The sequence below is a fragment of the Pantoea sp. DY-17 genome (genome assembly GCF_019795975.1).
Classification (GTDB): Bacteria; Pseudomonadota; Gammaproteobacteria; order Enterobacterales; family Enterobacteriaceae; genus Pantoea; species Pantoea leporis.
Genome location: NZ_JAIMIG010000005.1, coordinates 162,707 through 182,489, shown reverse-complemented (window position 1 = coordinate 182,489; position 19,783 = coordinate 162,707). Strand labels below are relative to the sequence as shown.

The window sequence follows — 19,783 nt, the reverse complement described above, 5'->3', positions numbered from 1 at the left end:
TTACGGGCTCGCGCCTCAGAGTTCGCTCTGCTTGTGGAAGCCGTCTTTGACTACCGTGCTTTCAATGTTGTCTTTGTTCACCGGAATAGGATTCAGCAGGCGCGATGGCACATCTTTCAGGCCATTATTCAGCTTGCTGTTGCTGGCGGGTTGTTTGTCGTCACCGAGTTCCACCGCGATTTTGGCTGCTTCAGTCGCCAGTTCGGTGATGGGTTTGTAAACCGTCATGGTTTGCGTGCCGTTCATAATGCGTTTAATGGCGGCAAGATCGGCATCCTGGCCGGAGATCGCAACTTTGCCGGAAAGTCCCTGCGCGCTTAATGCCTGAATCGCACCGCCTGCGGTGGCATCATTCGACGCCACAACGGCATCAATGTGGTTGCTGTTTGCCGTTAAGGCGTTCTCCATTATTTTCAGCGCATTTTCCGGCAGCCACGCATCAACCCACTGATCGCCGACCACTTTAATGCTGCCATTATCAATATAAGGTTTTAACACTTTCATCTGACCGGCACGGAACAGGCGCGCGTTATTATCCACCGGCGAGCCACCCATCAGGAAGTAATTACCTTTTGGTACTTGCTTCACAATACTTTCGGCCTGTAATTCGCCCACTTTTTCATTATCGAATGAGATGTAAAAATCAATATCGGCGTTATTTATCATGCGGTCATACGCCAGCACTTTAATGCCTTCACGTTTCGCTTCCGCCACCACGTTACTTAAAACCTGGCCGTTATAAGGAATGATGACCAATACATCGACGCCGCGATTAATCATATTTTCAATTTGCGACATCTGCGTTTCTTCGTTGCCGTTGGCCGATTGCACAAACACTTTGGCGCCCAGTGATTCGGCTTGTTTAACAAAGATATCGCGATCTTTTTGCCAGCGTTCCAGACGTAAATCATCAATAGCCATACCGATTTTGACTTCTTTAGCGCTACCCGCGTGACTAAACAGGGCCAGAGCCGCGCAGGCGGCCAACAGTGATTTTTTCATGTTCATGGTATTAATCCTGTAGGTTGAGGCTGTTGTCGTTGTAAGGCTGATAACCAGGCCGATGAATTGTTGCCCTGAGTTTCAGATGACATCAATTACTGATTTTTATCCGGCTATTACGTTTTTTGGTTTATTTGCGATTTTATGAGCGCGATCGATATTTCAACGCTTTCAGAAAAAACGACGTAAGAGAGGCTGAATGAAAATAACGACATTATTTTGCGAGCTGGCGCACAAATAATAATTATCTTACGTTGAGTGTTAAATATCGTAATTGAGCAGCAGTAAATTACATCATCACAATAACCGCTCAAAGCTGACCATTCGGGTCCTCATGCTAAGGAGCTAACTATGCACGCCTATTTCGACCAGCTTGATCGCGTTCGTTATGAAGGGAGTAATACCCGCAATCCTCTGGCGTTTCGTCATTACAACCCGGACGAGGTGATTCTCGGTAAAACCATGGCGGAGCATCTGCGCTTTGCAGCCTGTTACTGGCATACCTTCTGCTGGAACGGCGCGGATATGTTTGGCGTTGGCGCGTTTGATCGTCCGTGGCAGAAGCCGGGTGATGCGCTTGAGCTGGCGAAGCAAAAGGCCGATGTCGCCTTTGAGTTCTTCCATAAACTGAATGTGCCTTATTACTGCTTCCACGATGTGGATGTCTCACCGGAAGGCGATTCGCTGAAAAGCTATCGTGAAAATTTCGCGGTGATGACCGATAAATTACTGGAGAAACAGCAGGAAACGGGCGTGAAACTGCTGTGGGGAACCGCCAACTGCTTTACCCATCCGCGTTACGGTGCGGGTGCGGCGACCAATCCGGATCCGGAAATTTTTGCCTGGGCCGCCAGCCAGGTGTGCAGCGCCATGCAGGCCACGCAAACTCTGGGCGGCGAGAACTATGTGCTGTGGGGCGGACGCGAAGGGTATGAAACCCTGCTGAATACCGATCTGCGTCAGGAGCGCGAGCAGATTGGCCGGTTTATGCAGATGGTGGTGGAGCACAAACATAAGATCGGTTTCCACGGTATGTTGCTGATTGAACCTAAGCCACAGGAGCCGACGAAACATCAGTATGACTATGATGTCGCGACAGTTTATGGCTTCCTGAAGCAGTTCGGGCTGGAGAAAGAGATCAAAGTGAATGTGGAAGCCAACCATGCGACGCTGGCGGGGCACTCATTCCATCATGAGATCGCAACGGCCATTGCGCTGGGCATTTTTGGCTCGGTGGATGCTAACCGTGGCGATATACAGTGTGGCTGGGATACCGACCAGTTCCCGGTCAGCGTGGAAGAGAATGCGCTGGTGCTGTACGAAATTATCAAAGCGGGCGGATTTACCACCGGCGGCTTAAACTTTGATGCCAAAGTCCGCCGCCAGAGCACCGATAAATATGACCTGTTCTACGGCCATATCGGCGCAATGGATACCATGGCGCTGGCGTTGAAAGTCGCGGCACGCATGGTGGCGGATGGCGAGCTGGATAAGCGTGTGGCGCAGCGCTACAGCGGCTGGAACGGCGAGTTCGGACAGCAGATCCTGAAGGGAGAATTTTCCCTAGCCGCTCTGGCGGAGCAGGCGCAGCAACAGCAATTTAATCCACAGCATCGTAGTGGACGCCAGGAACAGCTGGAGAATCTGGTGAATCACTACTTGTTTGATTTTTAACTTTTCAGGAGCGCAGCATGGTTATCGGCATCGATTTAGGCACCTCCGGCGTGAAAGTGGCATTGCTGGATGCTCACGGCAAAGTGATTGCAGTGGAGAGTGCGCCGCTGGAGGTGTCGCGGCCGCAGCCGTTATGGAGCGAGCAAGATGCCGAAAGCTGGTGGCGGGCGACCGATCGTGCCATGCAGGCGCTGGCCCAGCAGCACGATCTCAGCGGCGTGAAGGCGATTGGCCTGAGCGGGCAGATGCACGGTGCCACCTTGCTGGATAGCGAGAATCGGGTGCTGCGTCCGGCAATTTTGTGGAATGACGGGCGCAGCGGCGAGCAGTGTCAGGAACTGGAGAAGCGCGTGCCGGATTCGCGTCGCATCACCGGCAACCTGATGATGCCTGGCTTTACCGCGCCTAAGCTGCTGTGGGTAAAACAGCATGAGCCGCAGGTTTTTGCTCAGGTGGCTAAAGTGCTGCTGCCAAAGGATTATCTGCGCTTGCGCATGAGCGGTGAGTTCGCCAGCGACATGTCGGACGCGGCGGGAACGATGTGGCTGGATGTGGCGCAGCGCGACTGGAGCGATGAGATGCTCAACGCCTGCGATTTGCAACGCAGCCAGATGCCGCAACTGTTTGAAGGCAATCAGATCACCGGCACCTTGTTGCCAGATGTCGCCGCGCGCTGGGGCATGCCAAGCGTGCCGCTGGTGGCGGGCGGTGGCGATAACGCGGCGGGCGCGGTGGGTGTCGGCATGGTTGAGCCGGGACAAGGCATGCTGTCGCTCGGCACGTCGGGCGTCTATTTCCTGGTGAGCGACGGCTATCTCAGCAATCCACAGCGTGCGGTGCACAGCTTTTGCCACGCGCTGCCGCAGCGCTGGCATCTGATGTCGGTGATTCTGAGCGCGGCTTCCTGCCTTGATTGGGCGGCGGCGCTGACCGGCTGCGCCGATGTGCCGCAACTGCTAAGTGAGGCGGAAAAAGCGCGCAGCGATGTGCCGCCAGTGTGGTTCCTGCCCTATCTTTCTGGCGAGCGCACGCCGCATAACAATCCGCAGGCGCAGGGCGCGTTCTTTGGTTTAACGCATCAGCATGGCCGACCAGAACTGGCGCGCGCGGTGCTGGAAGGCGTGGGCTTCGCGCTGGCCGAAGGCATGGATGCGGTGCATGAGTGCGGCGTGCAGCCGAAAACCGTGATGCTGATTGGCGGCGGCGCACGAAGTGCGTACTGGCGTCAGATGCTGGCGGATATCAGCGGGCAAACGCTGGATTATTGTCATGGCGGCGAAGTCGGTCCGGCGCTGGGTGCGGCGCGGCTGGCGCAGCTGGCGGTTGATCCGGCGAGCGAATGGCCGTCGCTGGAACTGGCGCAGCGGCATCAACCGGATGCGGCGCGGCATCAGGCGTATCAGCCACAGCGCGAGGTGTTTGCGCGCTTGTATCAGCAGTTGCAGCCGTTGATGTCCTGATGTGGGAGAGTGATGGCTGGATTTGGCAGGGTGTTGGAGTTTTTATCGGGTATGATTGGGGTTTTGTGTTAAATGTAGTGGCCTGATTTGCCCTCACCCTAGCCCTCTCCCGCAAGCAGGAGAGGGAACCGATCGAGAGTATACGCACGATCAGCTCCCTCGCCCGTTTACGGGAGAGGGTTGGGGTGAGGGGGAAAAAAAACACACCAAACCCAACCGGAGCTCACCATGCCGCAGTCCGTCTTCTTTCTCGTGCTTCCCGGCGTGATGGCGCTGGATCTCACTGGCCCCGCTGAAACCCTGCAGCTGGCCGACGGCCACTTCGCGCTGCACTACATCGGCCCGCAGCAGAGCGTGCTGTGCTCCACCGGCATGACCCTCGCCGACATCGCGCCCTTGCCCGCACAACTGCCGGATAACAGCCTGCTGGTGGTGCCTGGCGTACACGATTCGCGCGTCTGTTTCGACACCGCACCGGCCGCGAAAGCGCGTGACTGGCTGCGCCAGCAGCAGACAGCGATTACCGATCGGCGCATCACGCTGGTGTGCATCTGTTCCGGCGCGCTGCTCTCAGCGCAGGCGGGATTACTGGATGGCATCCAATGCACCACGCATCACGATGTGTTACCGCGTCTGAAAGCGGCAGCGCCAGCGGCGTTGGTAAAAGATAACCGGGTTTTCGTCGAAGATGGCGGCATCTGGACCAGCGCGGGCATTACTGCGGGCATCGATCTGGCGCTGCATCTCATCAATCGGCTGTGCGGCGCGCCGCAGGCATTGAAAGTGGCGCGCGAAATGGTGGTGTGGTTCCGCCGTTCCGGCGACGATCCGCAACTGTCGCCGTGGCTGCGCTATCGCAATCACATGCATCCGGCGATTCATCGCGCGCAGGATGTGATGATTGCCCATCCCGAACATGATTGGTCGCTTACCGCGCTGGCCGAACGGGCGCACGTCAGCGAGCGTCATCTGACGCGCCTGTTCCGCCAGCATCTGGGCATCAGCGTGCGCGAATACCACGAACAGCTGCGCTTAGTGATTGCGCGGCAACGCCAGCAGCAGGGCGAAGCGGCGGAGAAAGCGGCGCTGGCCGCCGGATTCTCCTCGGCACGCCAGCTGCGCCGCGCGCACCAGCGCTGGGACGATCAGCTCACCAGATGACGCTTATCCACGCGTTGTAATCCCATCGCCAGCAGCAGGCTACCGATCAGCGTCGTGCCCATCACCCACGGCAAATCGAGCCACGGGCGCGACATGTCGTCGTAGTGATGGGTACGCAGAAAGTGGATAAACAGCGCGTGAAAACCGTAGATCGGCAGGGAATAGCGCGAGAGGGTGGCGAGCCCCGGCAGCGCGCGCTGATTCAGGGTGTTTTTGAACAGAATCAACAGGCTGATGGCGGCAATAAACACCAGCGGCCCGCAGTAGAGATACCAGGTATCGTTGAACGCGCCGTTGATTTTCAGCATCTGTTTGGTGCCGAGCGCAATGCCAATCACGCAGGCCACAAAGCCTAATCCCGCCAGCCAGCTGATGCTGCGCTTGTCGGTCTCCATACAGCCAATCGCGCGCCCGAGTAGCGCATACAGCAGGTAGTAAATGCTGTCGCCGCTGACATACAGATTCACCGGCAGCCAGTGGAACGGTCCCAGCGATTGGCTCACGGTATTCGGATTCGCCAGCACCGCCAGCACGATCACCAGTATCGCGACATAGCGCGGTGCCACGCTTTTCACCTGAATCAGCGGGGATAACAGGTAGATGCCGATAATGGCGAAGAAGAACCACAGGTGATAGAACACCGGTCTTTGCAGCAGTTTGAGCAGCGATCGACCTTCGCTGATCGGCGTCAGCCAGGTGATATAGGCCAGCGCCACCGCGCTGTAGAACAGCAGGCACAGCACGATGCGCAGCAGATGCCGCCCTTGTGCGCTGCGTTCGCCGAAAAACAGATAGCCTGAAATCATAAAGAACAGCGGCACACAGACGCGTGACGCTGAGTTAAGCAGGTTCGCCACATCCCAGCTCAGGCCTGTTACCGCCATCGGCCCGGTGATGTACCAGGTTGTGGTGTGAATGACGATCACCATCAGGCAGGCAACCGCACGTAAGTTGTCGATCCAGTAAATTTTTTGCTGCATGGCACCCTCTTGCATTGGCTGCGAAGAAGGGTAGCCAGTGAGCCGCGCGCCAACAACCTTTAGCGTTGTAATTCAGATCACTCTGTTATTCGACACTCGACACCAGAATCAATTCGCGCGCACTGCGTAGCGGCGCGATTCATCGCGCAATAAATTGCGCCGCTACAATGTGTGCTTCGTTGTTAGGCGGTGACAGCCGTTAATCACGCACCAAAAACGTCTCGATCACCGCTTCGTCGGGTTCAACGCCGAGGCCTGGCTCGCTCGGCAGCCACGCGTAACCGTCGGCGATGCGCACCGGATTCTTCGCCAGCGAGCGGCTGATTTCGCCCGGCTCGACGCAATACTCCATCACCAGCGCATTCTCAATCGCGCACAGGAAATGCAGCGAGGCGGCGGTATTAATGTCGGTGGTGAAGTTGTGGTTGCACACTTTGCGTCCACGGCTGTGCGCGTAGCTGGCGATCTCCATTGCCTGCGTAAAGCCGGTGCGCGTCAGGTCGATCTGCACGATATCGATGCCGCCTTCATCTATCAGGCGCTGGAAACCCGTTACCGAACACTCTTGCTCACCGGCGGCGATATGCTGCTGGCAGGCGGCGGAAACCTGGCCGTAACCGGCGTAGTTATCGGGATGCAGCGGCTCTTCAATCCAGAACAGATTGAGGTGTTCATAGCGCTGGCTGCGGCGGATGGTGGTTTTGGCATCCCACACGTGGCCGACGTCCAGCATCAGATCCACATCGTCGCCCATCGCTTTACGCAGGGCGTCGAGATAGCGTAGATCCAGCGCTTCGTCAGTGCCAAACGGCTCCCAGCCAAACTTCACGCCGCTATGGCCGGTATCCATCGCATGCTGCGCGCGCGCGACCGTCTCTTCCACGCTGAACTGGAACATGTTGGAGGAGTAAACGCGCATTTTGTCGCGCATGGCGCCGCCCAGCAGTTCAACAATCGGCTTGCCGAGTGCTTTACCTTTGATGTCCCACAAGGCGATGTCGATGCCGGCCATCGCCTGTAGTACCGCGCCGCTGCGGCCGTAATAGAGGGTGGCTTTGTGCATCTTCTTCCATAAACGGCCGGTTTCCAGCGGGTTTTCGCCGATTAACAGCGACTTCAGGCCGGTGACCATGGTGTGCGAATAGGGCGCTTCAATGATGGCTTTGGTGACATACGGGCTGCCATCCACTTCGCCCCAGCCGGTGATGCCGGCATCGGTGGTGATTTTGATCAGCAGCGCATCCTGAGAGCTGTCGGTGCGCTGCTCAATCACTGGCAGGCGCAGGTAAAACGCCTCAACGTTAATGATTTTCATGGTGTTTTCCCTGGTGTAAAGGCAAGGCGAAATTAGCCGAGAGCGGAACGGTGCTGTCGGCGCTGTGTTATCAGGGTTTCGTAATCCACGTCCAGCGCCTGAATGCGGATGTGGTTCTCAACCTCGTCGGTCATTTTGGCGATGTCGCCATCGGCAAAGACATTAATCAGCCGCTGATGCTCCTCAATGATGTCGCTCATCGATTTGCCCATGGTGGAGAGGCCGAAAATCACCGTCAGCTGACGGGCAATCGACTCCCACAAATTGCTCAGCACCGGGTTGTGCGCGAAGCTGCACAGCGTGCGGTGGAAATCGGTATCGGCGGAGGCAAAACCGTAAACGTTATCGCTTTGCATCATCGCCTGCATCTGCGCCACGCCCTGATAGAGCTGATTAAGCTGCTCAGCGCTGTTGCGTCCGGCCTCAATCGCCCGGCGACAGGCCAGCGTCTCCAGCGGGATGCGCACATCGATAATCTGCTCCAGCCGCTGATGCGAAATCTCCATCAGGCGGATACCTTTATACGGCTCGCTGGTGACAATGCCCTGGCTCTCCAGAATGCGCAGCGCTTCGCGGATCGGCACGCGGCTCATACCGAGTTTCGCCACCAGCTCGGGTTCTGCGATGCGGTCGCCGGGCAGGATCAGGCCGCGCGAGGCGGCGCTGAGAATGGCATCCACGGCGTGATCGACCAGCGTGCGCGGACGCGCACTATTCCAGCTGTTATCGGTGGCCGCGTCCTGCGCCAGCGGGGCGCTGTTTTTACGACGAGCGGTAGAGGGTTTTCCTGCCATGTTGTTTGTCCTGTTTAAACCTGTCGGGTCACGAATTGACCGAAGCCGGGTTCAACCTGCATCTGGTCATCCTGGAATACCGTGACGCCACGAATCAATGTGCGCACCACTCTACCCTGACAGCGCATCCCTTCAAATGCGCTCCACTTGCCGAGTCCCTGAAAATTGGCGCCGCGCACCGTCCAGCTTTGGCTGGCGTCGTAGAACACCAAATCGGCGTCGAAGCCGGGCGCAATCGCCCCTTTTTTGCCCCACAGCTGGAAGGCTTTGGCCGGGCCGCTGGCGGTCATGCGCGCAAACTCGCTGAGCGCCACGCCACGTTCAATATGGGCCGCGCTGAAGAACATCGGGCTGAGGGTTTCCACGCCGGTCAGGCCCATGCCCGCCTCCCAGATGCTGGCTTCACCCGCCTGTTTTTGTGCGGGCGTGTACGGACAATGGTCAGACGCGATCATGTCGATATCGCCGCGCAGCAGCACCTGCCACAGCGCATCCACCACCGGACGCGGGCGGATCGGTGGGCCGCAGCGCGCGTTGGGGCCGATGCGCACCAAATCGTCTTCGTCGAGCAGTAAATAGTGCGGACAGGTTTCGAAGCTGGCGCGTACGCGGGTTTTGGCAGCGACAATGGTTTCCGCCGCGCGCGCCGAGCTGACGTGCACGATATGGCAGCGCGCGTCGGTCTCTTCGGCAATCGCTAACACGCGTCCCACCGCTTCGATCTCGGCAATTTCCGGCCCCGCCAGCGCATGAGCGCGCGCATCTTTGCGTCCGGCGCGGCGCTGTTCGCTGCCGGCACCGATCAAAATCTCGTGATTCTCAGCGTGCACGCCAATCAGCCCGTCAAACGTGGCCAACTCGCGCATGGCGCGCAGCAGGCCGTCATCGTCGAGACGCGGCAAACCTTTCTCGTCGGTGGCGTCGCCGTTGGGGGCGCCGCTGCACAGGAAGGCTTTGAAGGCCAGCGCACCGGCCTGATTCAGCGCCGCCAGTTCATGCACGTTATTTCCATCTAACCCAGCCCACAGGGCGTAATCCACCGAGCAGTTGTCTGCCAGCCAGCTTTTTTTGGCGCTGAAGTTAGCCAGCGATGTGGCAGGTGGCAGAGAATGCGGCATCTCGACGATGGTGGTAACGCCGTGCGCCGCCGCACCGCGTGTGCCTTCACGCAGCTCCTGTTCGGGAAAATCGTGCGAGCCGGTGAAATGGGTATGCACGTCAATCGCGCCGGGCACGATGATCAAGCCACGTGCATCGATCACTTCGTCAACGCCGTGCGTGATGGCGCCAGGCGATAACACGCCACTGATCTTGCCGTTTTCGATCAGCAGATCGGCCAGTTCAGCGCGGGTTTCTGTCACCACCAAACCATTAATAATCAGCTGTTTCATCATTCTGCTCCTGCCTGCGTCACCAGCGCCGCATACGGCACCGGCTGTGAAGAGTCGAGCCAGCCGATAGCAGTTAACAGCTGGCTGAAATGCGCAAACTCAGCGCGCGGAATCACGCAATCTGGCGCAAACACACCGGCCTGTTGATAGGCCGCGAGGCCGCGCACCAGCGCCTCGCGCGGATAATCGGGGTAAAACGCCTGCACCTGTTGCGCCAGCGCAGTGGCGTCATGGTTGGCGATCCACGTCAGCGCCTGGGCAATGGCGCGGGAGAAGGCGGCGAAAGCGGTGGCTTTCTCCTGCAATACATCGGTGCGGGCGATGTAGGCGCTCCAGGGTACGTGGCCGCACACGCTGGCGAGGCTGCTGATGTTGTGGAGTTGTCCGGCGGCGATGGCGGGCGCCAGCATATGCATGGCGTGCAGCGCATAATCGGCTGCCCCCTGGGCCACGGCGGTGAAATCCCGCGCCTGATCGCCGCTACCGGCGATCAGCTCAACGTCATCCTGCAAACCGTGACGCGCCAGCAGCCAGCGGAACGTCAGCGTGGCGGTGCCGACATTACCGACATCCAGCACACGTTTGCCGCGCAGATCGCTGAGCTGAAAATCGGGCTGCGCCTGCGCCGCCGCAAGAAACCACGGATTGGCCGCCACCGAGGCGCAGAAACACTGCAACTCTGCGCCGTGCTGCTGAAAATGCTTCATCACCACCATCGGGCCGCCCAGCGTGAGATCGGCGTCGCGATTCAGCACTGCGGGAACCTGGCCGCCTTGTACCGTATGCCCGCCTGATTCACTGGTGGTGAAGATCACCTGCAGCTGCTGTGCGGCGAACAGGCCGAGGCTGTGCGCCAGATAGTGCGCGCAGTAATAGATGCGGGATTCGCTGGCATCGCCTTGGTTGAAAATCAGTGTCTGCATCAGTGGCGCTCCTCGGTGATAAAGCTGCCGTTCAGCGCCGCCATATCGCTGACGCCGCACCAATGACTAATGGCCGTAACTTCATTGATCCAGCCGGAAAGCAGATCGAACACCGCGCTCTCGCCACCGGCGACTAAAGCACTGATGATCGGGCGCACGCTGAGCGACAGCGACGCGCCAAGACAGCGCGCCACCACCGCATCGCTGCCGCAGCGTACGCCGCCATCCAGCAGCAGCGGCAGCCGCGTCACCGCCTGCAAATCGGGCAGCTGATCGACCGGCATAGCCCAGCGCGCGCTCTGGCGCAGGCCGATGTTTGAGGCAATCACTCCGCTGACGCCGTGCTGCGCGGCCTGCGCCGCATCGTCATGATGCAGAACGCCTTTCAGCCACAGCGGCAGTTGATGATTAGCGCAGTGCGCCGCTACCTCGTCAATTTCCTGCCAGCGCCACACCGGAAAAGCCGGCAGCGGCGCAACGCCCGGCTGCGTACCGCCGATGGTGTGCCAGCCGCGCTGTTTCAGGGCGTCGCCGATAGAGAAGCCGCCGGGCTGTAACCCGGCCACCGGATGCACCGGCGCCAGCACCGTGAGCACGATATTTTTAAATCCGGCCTGCGCGGCCTGGTCGATCAAGGCGTTGATACGGGCGACATCGCCCGCCGCGCGCAGTTGCAGCCAGCAGCGATCGTACTCGGCGCCAATCTGCTCCAGCGTTGTGACGCTCTCTTCGGAGATCACCAGCGGCAGTTGCAGACGTTTGCAGGCGCGCGCAATCGGCAGCACCCCTTCTTCATGGAAAATTCGGTCACCGGCAAACGCGCCGACGCCAATCGGCGCGGACCAGTTTTGCTGGTGCAGGGAAATCTGCGTGTCGATGCTTTCATTGCCCTGCAGCACGCGCGGTAACAGACGAAAGCGGCGCAGCGCCTGCTGATTGGCATCGGGTTCATTACCCAGCGCATCGGCCGGTTGGCCCTGCATATAGCGGAACAGCGCATCGCCGAGGCGCTCGCGTGCCGTGAGTTCAAAGCGCGTTGGCATGTGGCGCCTCCGCAGCATTTTCATGTTCAAGGAAAGTGGCAAAAGCCGGCGTTTGCGGATTTTGCAGAATCGTCGGCGGGCCTTCTTCAATCAGCGCGCCGTCCTGCAGGAACACCACACGATCGGCAACGCCCGCCGCAAACGCGAGGTCGTGGGTGCTGATGATCATGGTGATGCCGGTTTGCGCCAGGCTGCGCATGGTTTGGTTCACTTCGCGCACCAGTTCGGGATCGAGCGCGGAAGTCGGCTCATCAAACAGCAGGATTTGCGGTTCTGCCGCCAGCGCGCGCGCAATGCCGACGCGCTGTTTCTGTCCGCCAGAGAGTTCGTGCGGCAGCGAGGCGGCGAAATCACCGAGTCCTACCATTTTCAACGCGCGCATCGCTTTGCCGCGCGCGATTTCCGGCTGTGCGCCCTGCACGCGCAGCAGAATGCTCATCACGTTTTCCAGCGCGGTAAGATGATCAAACAACGCGAAGTGCTGGAACACGATGCCAATGCCCGACTTGGCGCGGTTCACCGGCAGATGTCGCTGCGCCAGCGCGCGACCGTTTTCGTCGCTGCCCATGAAGTGGCCTTCAGTCTGAATGGTGCCGCTGCTGCGTGGCGTCAGCGCCAGAATCGATTTCAGCAGCGTACTTTTGCCCGAACCGGAGCGACCAAGCAGCACCACCACTTCGCCGCGACGGACGGTTAACGACAGCGATTTCAGTACCGCTTTACCGGCGTAGTCGACGCACAGCTGATTCACTTCCAGCACCGGCGCGGCGGTTTGCGTATCCCAGCGCCGTTTTGGTAGCTGCATTGGCATCACGTCTGCTTCCGGCGGCAGTTTCGCCAGGCGCGCGCGCGCCCGTCGCGCACGTTCATCAAGGTTGTAGAACTTCTCCAGCCACCACTGACCGCCCGCCAGCAGCGTGGAAAGAATCAGATAGATGCCGCCCGACGCGACCAGCACCGGAATAAACAGGAAGTTTTGCGACACAATCGCCTGGCCGCGCATCGTCAGCTCATTGACGCCCACCACCGAAGCCAGCGAGGTGGATTTCAGCAGCCCGACAGTTTCATTGCCCATGGTGGGCAGAATGGCGCGCAGCGCCTGCGGGATCACCACGTGAATCATCTCTTTGCTGCGCGAATAACCGAACGCCTGCGCCGCCATGCTTTGATCGCGATCGGTCGCCATAATGCCGCCGCGAATGATTTCGGCGCAGAAGGCGGTTTCGTTGATCATCAGGGCGATAAGCGCGCTGGTGAACGGGCTCAAACGCAGACCAAATTCCGGCAGCACGTTGTACAGCAAAATCAGCTGCAGCAGCACCGGCGTGCCGCGCAGCGTATAGATGTAAATCTTCACCGGCACGCGAATAAACCCGTGCTTTGAGCTGCTGGCTAACGCCAGGAAAAAGCCAATCACAATGCCGCCCGCCAGCGCGCCAATCAGCAGCTGCACGGCGATAACAGCGCCTTCCCACAAGTAGGGGAAAGTCAGGTACTTAAGAAAATCATCCAAGGCGTTATCCTCCTCAACGCCTCGGATTAGTCACCGAGGCGGCTGAGTTTATGCATTAACCACGCGCAACCACTGGACGCTCGGCAGCGCTGCCCTGGCCCCAGTAATCCAGCAGTTTTTTCTGTGCACCGCTCGCCTGAATCACCTTCATCGCGTCCAGCACCGCCGCGCGCAGCGTGGCGTTGTCTTTGGCGATCGGGAAGCCCACCATGATCGGCAGATCCACGGTGAAGCCGCTTTGCAGCGATTTGTCCGCTTTGGCGATGGCAACGGCGGAACCGGCTTCGGTCAGATAGACGTCCGCGCGACCGCTTTTCACCGCCTGAATGCTGTTGTCGGTGTTCTGCACCATCAACATGCTGACTTCGGGCTTACCGGCGGCGCTGCATTTGGCGCTTTGTTCCGGCACCAGTTTGTTGGCTTCGTACGAACCCGCAGCGGCGGCGACGGTTTTGCCGCACAGATCATCGACGCTATTGATTTTCTTCGGATTGCCCTGTGCCAGCACTGAACCATCCTGCACCTGCATCGAGGCGACGAAGGCGATCTGCTTCATGCGTTCTTCGGTGACGTACAGCATCGGACCGATATCCGCGCGTCCGCTGGCGATCGAGGTGAGCAGCACGTTGAACGAGCCACTTTGGTAACTGTGTTTCGCGCCGAGGCAGCTGCTGATGCGCTCGAACAGGGAAGGATCGAGACCTTCAATGATGCTGGGATCTTTTTCCGATGGCGCTTCAAAGCCTTTGGTGTAGCCGCCGAGGCCGACGACCAGATCTTTGCCTTTCAGCGAGGGATATTTGGTTTGCAGTGCTTTGCACTGCGCCATCGCCGCGAAGTCGCTGGCGGCAGGCGTGATGGGATCGGTGCTGGCTGCGTGGGCGCTGGAGATGCCCGCCAGTAAGCTGCCGCTGAGACCAGAGATTAACAAAGCAGTGCGTGCAAATTTCATAATAAGGTTCCCCTGATGCTGGTGAATGAGAAAGCGATGACCTTGTGATTTATGAACGTCTTTGGTGTTTGGGTGCTGCTGGTCCCTCACCCCAGCCCTCTTCCAAGCATGAGAGGGGGCCGATAGTGCGGGCTGAAAATCTCTTCATCCCCTCTCCCATTTATGGGAGAGGGTTAGGGTGAGGGGAAAAGCGCACCCTTAATAACCTCGTGCCGGATCAACCTGATTACGCAGCGGTTGTCCGTGGCGGAAGCGCGCCAGGTTATCGATAAACACGTCAAGGCAACCGGCGAGGTAGGCGCTGTGATCGTCAAGGCTGCAGTGCGGCGTCATCACTACGCCGGGCGTGTGCCACAGCGGATCGTCGGCCGGTAGCGGCTCTTGCGGATAGACATCCAGCACCGCGCCGGCCAGTTCGCCTGCGTTGAGTTTTTCGCGCATCGCGCTGTAATCAAATACATCGGCGCGTCCAACAATCACGATACCAGCGCGTGCGGGCAGCAGATCGAGACGGCGGCGATCGAACAGATTGCGGGTTTGTGGCGTCAGCGGCAGCGTCGATACCACCACATCCACCTGCGGCAACACCTCGTCTAGCGCATCAATGCGGATGCAGCGCGCCACGTTGGCATCGCACTGGCCGCTGCGCGTCACGCCAATCACGCGATAGCCTTGCGCCGTCAGCAGAGTTGCCGCTGCGGCGCCAATGCCGCCCACGCCCAGCAGCAGCACGATTTTGCCGCGTGCGCAGCCGCCAAAGGTCGGACGCCACACACGCTGCGCCTGATCCTGCAGAAAGCCGGGAATGCCGAAGTTGAACATCAGCGCCGCCATCAAAATGAACTCGGCACCTTTATCGCCGTGTACGCCAGAAGCATTGGTGAGCGTCACGCCTTGCGGCCAGTGCGCCAGCCACTGCTCAACGCCAGCGGACATCACCTGCACCCAACCCAGACGCGGCGTGCTGAACTGATCGAGCGCCAGCTTGCGGCCGCTCCACAGAATGTCGCAGCGGGCGAGGAAGTCGGCGGTGTGTGCCGGATCGCGGTTTTCGCTCAGCGTAAAGTGGCTGCGCAACGGCGGATGCGCGTCGAGTTGCAGTTGCAGCTGCTCGACAGAGAGATGGAGTGCGCGCGGTGCGCTGGCGTCGTTCTCGATGTGAATATGCATCAGCGCATCGCTGTCACTTCCATCTCGACCAGCAGGTCAGGATGGTTGAGTTGAATGCCCACGGTGGCGCGCGCCGGGAAGGGGAACCGGAAGAATTCACTGTAAGCGGCATTCATCGCGCTGAACGTGCTGAGATCGGTCAGGTAAACAGTGACGCGGACCACGTTGTCGAAGGTCATGTTCGCTTCACTCAGCAGATCGCCGACGTTTTTCAACACCTGACGCGTCTGGCTGGCGATGTCGTTGCCCATAATCTCGCCGCTGTAGGGATCAATCGCCACCTGGCCGGAAATGAACAACATCGGTTCGTGCAGCACGGCGGCGGAGAGCGGCGCAGGCCCCATTGGGCGGTCGCTGGCGTTCATGCCGGGATAACTCAACGCAATCTTCATGGTGAAATCTCAAGCAAAACTGTTTCACCGCAATTTCGTATACGATTATACGAGTGTCAACGCGCGATTTTTAACCATTGGGTCAAAAAGGTGATATTCATCACGTAATAGGATTTGCTGATATATAGATCAAGCTTATGATATGTAAGATTTTAATGAAAATTTTATGTTGAGTGCTCGCGATGAGTGTGAATCGTATACGATTTTCTTATTGTTCTGTTTTTGCCCGCTAAACCTTGCCGTAATCGCCTGCGCATTGGCCTGGATTTCCGGCTGCACAATCCGCGGTCAAAGGGTATACTGGCGCACTCTTTTTTTAACCGATCCGTATCGCGTGCGAATTCAACATGCAAAAGTTTGATACCAAGACCTTTCAGGGCCTGATCCTGACCTTGCAGGATTACTGGGCGCGTCAAGGCTGCACCATTGTCCAACCGTTGGACATGGAAGTGGGCGCCGGCACCTCACACCCGATGACCTGTCTGCGTGCCTTAGGCCCAGAGCCGATGGCGACCGCTTACGTGCAGCCATCTCGTCGTCCGACCGACGGACGTTACGGTGAAAACCCGAACCGTTTACAGCACTATTACCAGTTCCAGGTGGTGATTAAGCCCAACCCGGACAACCTTCAGGAGCTGTACCTTGGGTCGCTGAAAGAGCTGGGTATGGATCCCACCATCCACGACATTCGCTTTGTCGAAGACAACTGGGAAAACCCAACGCTGGGCGCGTGGGGACTCGGTTGGGAAGTGTGGCTGAACGGCATGGAAGTAACGCAGTTCACTTACTTCCAGCAGGTTGGCGGCCTCGAGTGTAAGCCAGTAACCGGCGAGATCACGTACGGCTTGGAGCGTCTGGCGATGTACATTCAGGGCGTAGACAGCGTTTACGATCTGGTGTGGAGCGACGGTCCGTTCGGTAAAACCACCTACGGCGAAGTGTTCCATCAGAACGAAGTGGAGCAGTCGACCTATAACTTTGAATACGCTGACGTTGACTTCCTTTTCACCTGCTTCGAGCAGTATGAGAAAGAAGCGCAGCAGCTGCTGGCGCTGGAAAAACCGCTGCCGCTGCCGGCTTACGAGCGCATTCTGAAAGCGGCGCACAGCTTTAACCTGCTGGATGCCCGCAAAGCGATTTCGGTTACCGAACGCCAGCGTTATATCCTGCGTATCCGCACCCTGACGAAAGCCGTGGCGGAAGCCTATTATGCGTCCCGTGAGGCGCTTGGCTTCCCGATGTGCAATAAAAACAAGTAAGAGGCAGCCATGACCGATAAAACTTTCCTGGTGGAAATTGGCACCGAAGAGTTGCCTCCGAAAGCGCTGCGCAGCCTGGCGGAAGCCTTTGCTGCGCATTTCACCGCTGAACTTGATAGCGCCGGTCTGGCGCACGGCGAAGTGAGCTGGTTTGCTGCTCCGCGCCGTCTGGCGCTGAAAGTGGCCCAGCTGGCTGCCGCGCAGCCGGATCGCGAAGTTGAAAAACGTGGCCCGGCTATCGCCGCCGCGTTTGATGCCGATGGCAACGCCACCAAAGCGGCCGAAGGTTGGGCGCGTGGTAACGGCATCACCGTGGCGCAGGCCGAACGTCTGAGCACGGATAAAGGTGAATGGCTGGTGCATCGCGCTGCCATCACCGGCGAAAGCGCGCAGGCGCTGCTGCCCGCTATGGTGGCTACCGCGCTGAGCAAGCTGCCAATTCCTAAGCTGATGCGCTGGGGCGCGAGCGACGTGCAGTTTGTGCGTCCGGTGCACACCGTTACGCTGCTGCTCGGCGATGAGCTGATTCCCGCGAAGATTCTCGGTATTGAGTCCGATCGCGTGATTTGCGGTCATCGCTTTATGGGCGAGCCAGAATTCACCATCGACAATGCCGATCAGTATCCGCAGCTGCTGCTGGAGCGCGGTAAAGTGGTGGCGGATTACGCCGCGCGTAAAGCCAAAATCAAAGCGGATGCGGAAGCGGCAGCGCAGAAAATTGGCGGCATCGCCGATCTGAGCGAAAGCCTGCTGGAAGAAGTGACCTCGCTGGTGGAGTGGCCGGTGGTGCTGACGGCGAAATTCGAAGAGAAGTTCCTCGCGGTGCCAGCTGAAGCGCTGGTTTACACCATGAAAGGTGACCAGAAGTACTTCCCGGTGTACGACGCGGCGGGCAAGCTGCTGCCGAATTTCATCTTCGTCACCAACATCGAATCCAAAGATCCACAGCAGATCATCGCCGGTAACGAGAAGGTGGTGCGCCCGCGTCTGGCGGATGCCGAGTTCTTCTTCAACACCGACCGCAAAAAGCGTCTGGAAGATAATCTGCCGCGTCTCGAAACCGTACTGTTCCAGAAAGAGCTGGGTACGCTGCGTGATAAAACAGATCGCATTCAGGCGCTGGCTGGCTGGATTGCCGCGCAGATTGGCGCTGATGTGAATCACGCTACCCGCGCGGGCTTGCTGTCGAAATGTGACCTGATGACCAACATGGTCTTCGAGTTCACCGACACCCAGGGCGTGATGGGCATGCACTACGCGCGCCACGATGGCGAAGCGGAAGATGTGGCGGTGGCGCTGAATGAGCAGTATCAGCCGCGCTTTGCCGGTGACGATCTGCCGTCAAATCCTGTGGCCTGCGCCGTGGCGATTGCCGACAAAATGGACACCCTCGCGGGTATCTTCGGTATCGGTCAGCATCCGAAAGGCGACAAAGATCCGTTCGCACTGCGCCGTGCTGCGCTGGGCGTGCTGCGTATCATCGTGGAGAAAAACCTGCCGCTCGATCTGCAAACGCTGACCGAAGAAGCGGTGCGTTTGTACGGCAGCAAGCTGAGCAACGCCAAAGTGGTCGATGAAGTGATCGACTTTATGCTGGGCCGTTTCCGTACCTGGTATCAGGAAGAGGGCCACAGCGTTGACACCATTCAGGCGGTGCTGGCGCGTCGTCCAACCCGTCCGGCTGATTTCGATGCGCGCATGAAGGCGGTTTCGCACTTCCGTACGCTGGAAGCGGCCGCCACGCTGGCTGCTGCCAACAAACGTGTGTCGAACATCCTGGCGAAATCGACCGAAACCCTGAACGACAGCGTGCAGGCTTCCCTGCTGAAAGAGAACGAAGAGATCCAACTGGCGACCTTCGTGACCGCGCTGGGCGACAAGCTGCAGCCGTACTTTGCAGAAGGTCGCTATCAGGATGCGCTGGTTGAACTGGCGCAGCTGCGTGAAGCGGTAGATAACTTCTTCGATAAAGTGATGGTGAACGCTGACGATCAGGCGGTGCGTATTAACCGTCTGACGCTGCTGGCACAGCTGCGCCAGCTGTTCCTGCAGGTGGCGGATATTTCACTGCTGCAGTAATTGGCGTGGTCGCCATGAATGGCGATGCTACAAAACAAAGGGGACGAGAGATCGTCCCTTTTTTGTTTTCAAAACTCGGCGCTAACGTCCTGCGAGTGGTGCAAGATACGCCCGATGAAAATTTCATCCACTTCAGCGCGGTAGATCACAATATGCTGTTCGAAAGGCAGCGAATAGATCTGCTGACCTAAATCCGGTCGTTTACGACCTAAATCAAACATGGCGAGTTTGTCGAAGAGCTGAGCGAATCTGGCGCTATAGTCATCAGCTAACTGCTCTCCATAATTCCAGTAGCCATAAATCCAGATCTTCATTAGATCTGCATCAGCTTCCGGTTTTATCGTGATGGTCCTTTTCATAAATGCCTACCCTGGCTTTTGCTCGTCTTAGAAAATCTTCATGATCCCACTCTTTACCCGGGCCGCTTTCAAAGCCCTCTCTGACCAACTCTCTGAGCTTTTCCAGCTTTGATTCAGCCTGCTTCTCACGCAGCAAGCGCAGCGAGTCGCGCACCACTTCGCTTTGCGTACGGTAGTCGCCGGATTCAACCAGAGATTCAACAAACTCGCGCAGTTCATCGCCTAAATCGATCGTCATGGTACGTGCCATCATCGTCATCCCGTGTAAGAGTATTTCTTACATTCTGGCACTTTTTTGCGCAACAGGGAATGCGCG

General features: G+C 58.3%; 18 protein-coding genes. 5 read left to right on the top strand and 13 right to left on the bottom strand.

From position 1 onward, the window contains the following. Positions 1-15 precede the first annotated feature (15 nt). Entirely contained in the window at positions 16-1,008 is a 993-nt protein-coding gene (xylF, locus tag K5Y33_RS20430) for a D-xylose ABC transporter substrate-binding protein (protein ID WP_101763858.1), read from the bottom strand. Positions 1,009-1,353: 345 nt separating this feature from the next. On the opposite strand from xylF, the gene xylA reads away from it, so the two are divergent. The 3 genes from xylA to K5Y33_RS20415 all read left to right on the top strand — a co-directional run bounded on the left by xylA (position 1,354) and on the right by K5Y33_RS20415 (position 5,297). Further along, a complete protein-coding gene (xylA, locus tag K5Y33_RS20425; protein ID WP_101763856.1) occupies positions 1,354-2,676 on the top strand; it encodes a xylose isomerase in 1,323 nt (440 codons plus the stop codon). Positions 2,677-2,693: 17 nt separating this feature from the next. Next, on the top strand, positions 2,694-4,136 hold the full coding sequence (gene xylB / locus K5Y33_RS20420; RefSeq protein WP_222235000.1) for a xylulokinase: 1,443 nt from the start codon (positions 2,694-2,696) through the stop codon (positions 4,134-4,136). A 228-nt stretch (positions 4,137-4,364) separates the two neighbouring features. Next, on the top strand, positions 4,365-5,297 hold the full coding sequence (locus K5Y33_RS20415) for a GlxA family transcriptional regulator (protein WP_222234999.1): 933 nt from the start codon (positions 4,365-4,367) through the stop codon (positions 5,295-5,297). Here the strand turns inward: K5Y33_RS20415 and K5Y33_RS20410 are convergent. The 10 genes from K5Y33_RS20410 to K5Y33_RS20365 all read right to left on the bottom strand — a co-directional run bounded on the left by K5Y33_RS20410 (position 5,282) and on the right by K5Y33_RS20365 (position 15,770). Next, positions 5,282-6,277, bottom strand: coding sequence for an acyltransferase (locus tag K5Y33_RS20410; RefSeq protein WP_192414326.1), 996 nt, complete (start codon positions 6,275-6,277; stop codon positions 5,282-5,284). The genes K5Y33_RS20415 and K5Y33_RS20410 overlap by 16 nt on opposite strands. Positions 6,278-6,476: 199 nt before the next feature. Beyond that, positions 6,477-7,592, bottom strand: coding sequence for a mandelate racemase/muconate lactonizing enzyme family protein (locus tag K5Y33_RS20405; RefSeq protein WP_101763852.1), 1,116 nt, complete (start codon positions 7,590-7,592; stop codon positions 6,477-6,479). 32 nt (positions 7,593-7,624) lie between these two features. Next, entirely contained in the window at positions 7,625-8,386 is a 762-nt protein-coding gene (locus tag K5Y33_RS20400; protein ID WP_101763851.1) for a GntR family transcriptional regulator, read from the bottom strand. Positions 8,387-8,400: 14 nt separating this feature from the next. Beyond that, on the bottom strand, positions 8,401-9,777 hold the full coding sequence (locus K5Y33_RS20395; RefSeq protein ID WP_222235025.1) for a dihydroorotase family protein: 1,377 nt from the start codon (positions 9,775-9,777) through the stop codon (positions 8,401-8,403). After that, positions 9,777-10,700: an ABC transporter substrate-binding protein gene (locus K5Y33_RS20390; protein WP_222234998.1), complete on the bottom strand. Its 924-nt coding sequence runs from the start codon at positions 10,698-10,700 to the stop codon at positions 9,777-9,779. Before K5Y33_RS20390 ends, K5Y33_RS20395 begins: the two co-directional genes overlap by 1 nt. Beyond that, positions 10,700-11,743 (bottom strand): alpha-hydroxy acid oxidase, encoded by a 1,044-nt coding sequence (locus K5Y33_RS20385; RefSeq protein WP_222234997.1) that lies wholly within the window; start codon positions 11,741-11,743, stop codon positions 10,700-10,702. Before K5Y33_RS20385 ends, K5Y33_RS20390 begins: the two co-directional genes overlap by 1 nt. Beyond that, positions 11,727-13,256 carry an amino acid ABC transporter permease/ATP-binding protein gene (locus K5Y33_RS20380; RefSeq protein ID WP_222234996.1) on the bottom strand — a complete coding sequence of 510 codons (1,530 nt, stop codon included), beginning with the start codon at positions 13,254-13,256 and terminating at the stop codon, positions 11,727-11,729. Before K5Y33_RS20380 ends, K5Y33_RS20385 begins: the two co-directional genes overlap by 17 nt. 55 nt (positions 13,257-13,311) lie before the next feature. Continuing rightward, on the bottom strand, positions 13,312-14,208 hold the full coding sequence (locus K5Y33_RS20375) for a transporter substrate-binding domain-containing protein (protein ID WP_101763846.1): 897 nt from the start codon (positions 14,206-14,208) through the stop codon (positions 13,312-13,314). Between the two features lie 198 nt (positions 14,209-14,406). Beyond that, positions 14,407-15,378: a D-2-hydroxyacid dehydrogenase gene (locus tag K5Y33_RS20370; RefSeq protein ID WP_222234995.1), complete on the bottom strand. Its 972-nt coding sequence runs from the start codon at positions 15,376-15,378 to the stop codon at positions 14,407-14,409. Then, the gene (locus K5Y33_RS20365) at positions 15,378-15,770 is read right to left on the bottom strand and encodes a RidA family protein (RefSeq protein WP_101763844.1); all 393 of its coding nucleotides are present in this window, start codon (positions 15,768-15,770) and stop codon (positions 15,378-15,380) included. Before K5Y33_RS20365 ends, K5Y33_RS20370 begins: the two co-directional genes overlap by 1 nt. A 347-nt stretch (positions 15,771-16,117) precedes the next feature. Between K5Y33_RS20365 and glyQ the strand changes: the two genes are divergently transcribed. After that, positions 16,118-17,029 (top strand): glycine--tRNA ligase subunit alpha, encoded by a 912-nt coding sequence (glyQ, locus tag K5Y33_RS20360; protein ID WP_008105242.1) that lies wholly within the window; start codon positions 16,118-16,120, stop codon positions 17,027-17,029. 9 nt (positions 17,030-17,038) lie between these two features. Then, positions 17,039-19,108, top strand: a complete 2,070-nt coding sequence (glyS, locus tag K5Y33_RS20355) for a glycine--tRNA ligase subunit beta (RefSeq protein WP_222234994.1) — start codon at positions 17,039-17,041, stop codon at positions 19,106-19,108. Positions 19,109-19,176: 68 nt separating this feature from the next. Here glyS and K5Y33_RS20350 read toward each other — a convergent pair whose 3' ends face one another. Both K5Y33_RS20350 and K5Y33_RS20345 read right to left on the bottom strand, forming a co-directional pair. Continuing rightward, complete coding sequence (locus K5Y33_RS20350) at positions 19,177-19,422, bottom strand: type II toxin-antitoxin system RelE/ParE family toxin (RefSeq protein ID WP_233501802.1); 246 nt, start codon at positions 19,420-19,422, stop codon at positions 19,177-19,179. Positions 19,423-19,432: 10 nt separating this feature from the next. Further along, on the bottom strand, positions 19,433-19,717 hold the full coding sequence (locus tag K5Y33_RS20345; protein WP_061719305.1) for a type II toxin-antitoxin system ParD family antitoxin: 285 nt from the start codon (positions 19,715-19,717) through the stop codon (positions 19,433-19,435). Positions 19,718-19,783: the final 66 nt, after the last annotated feature.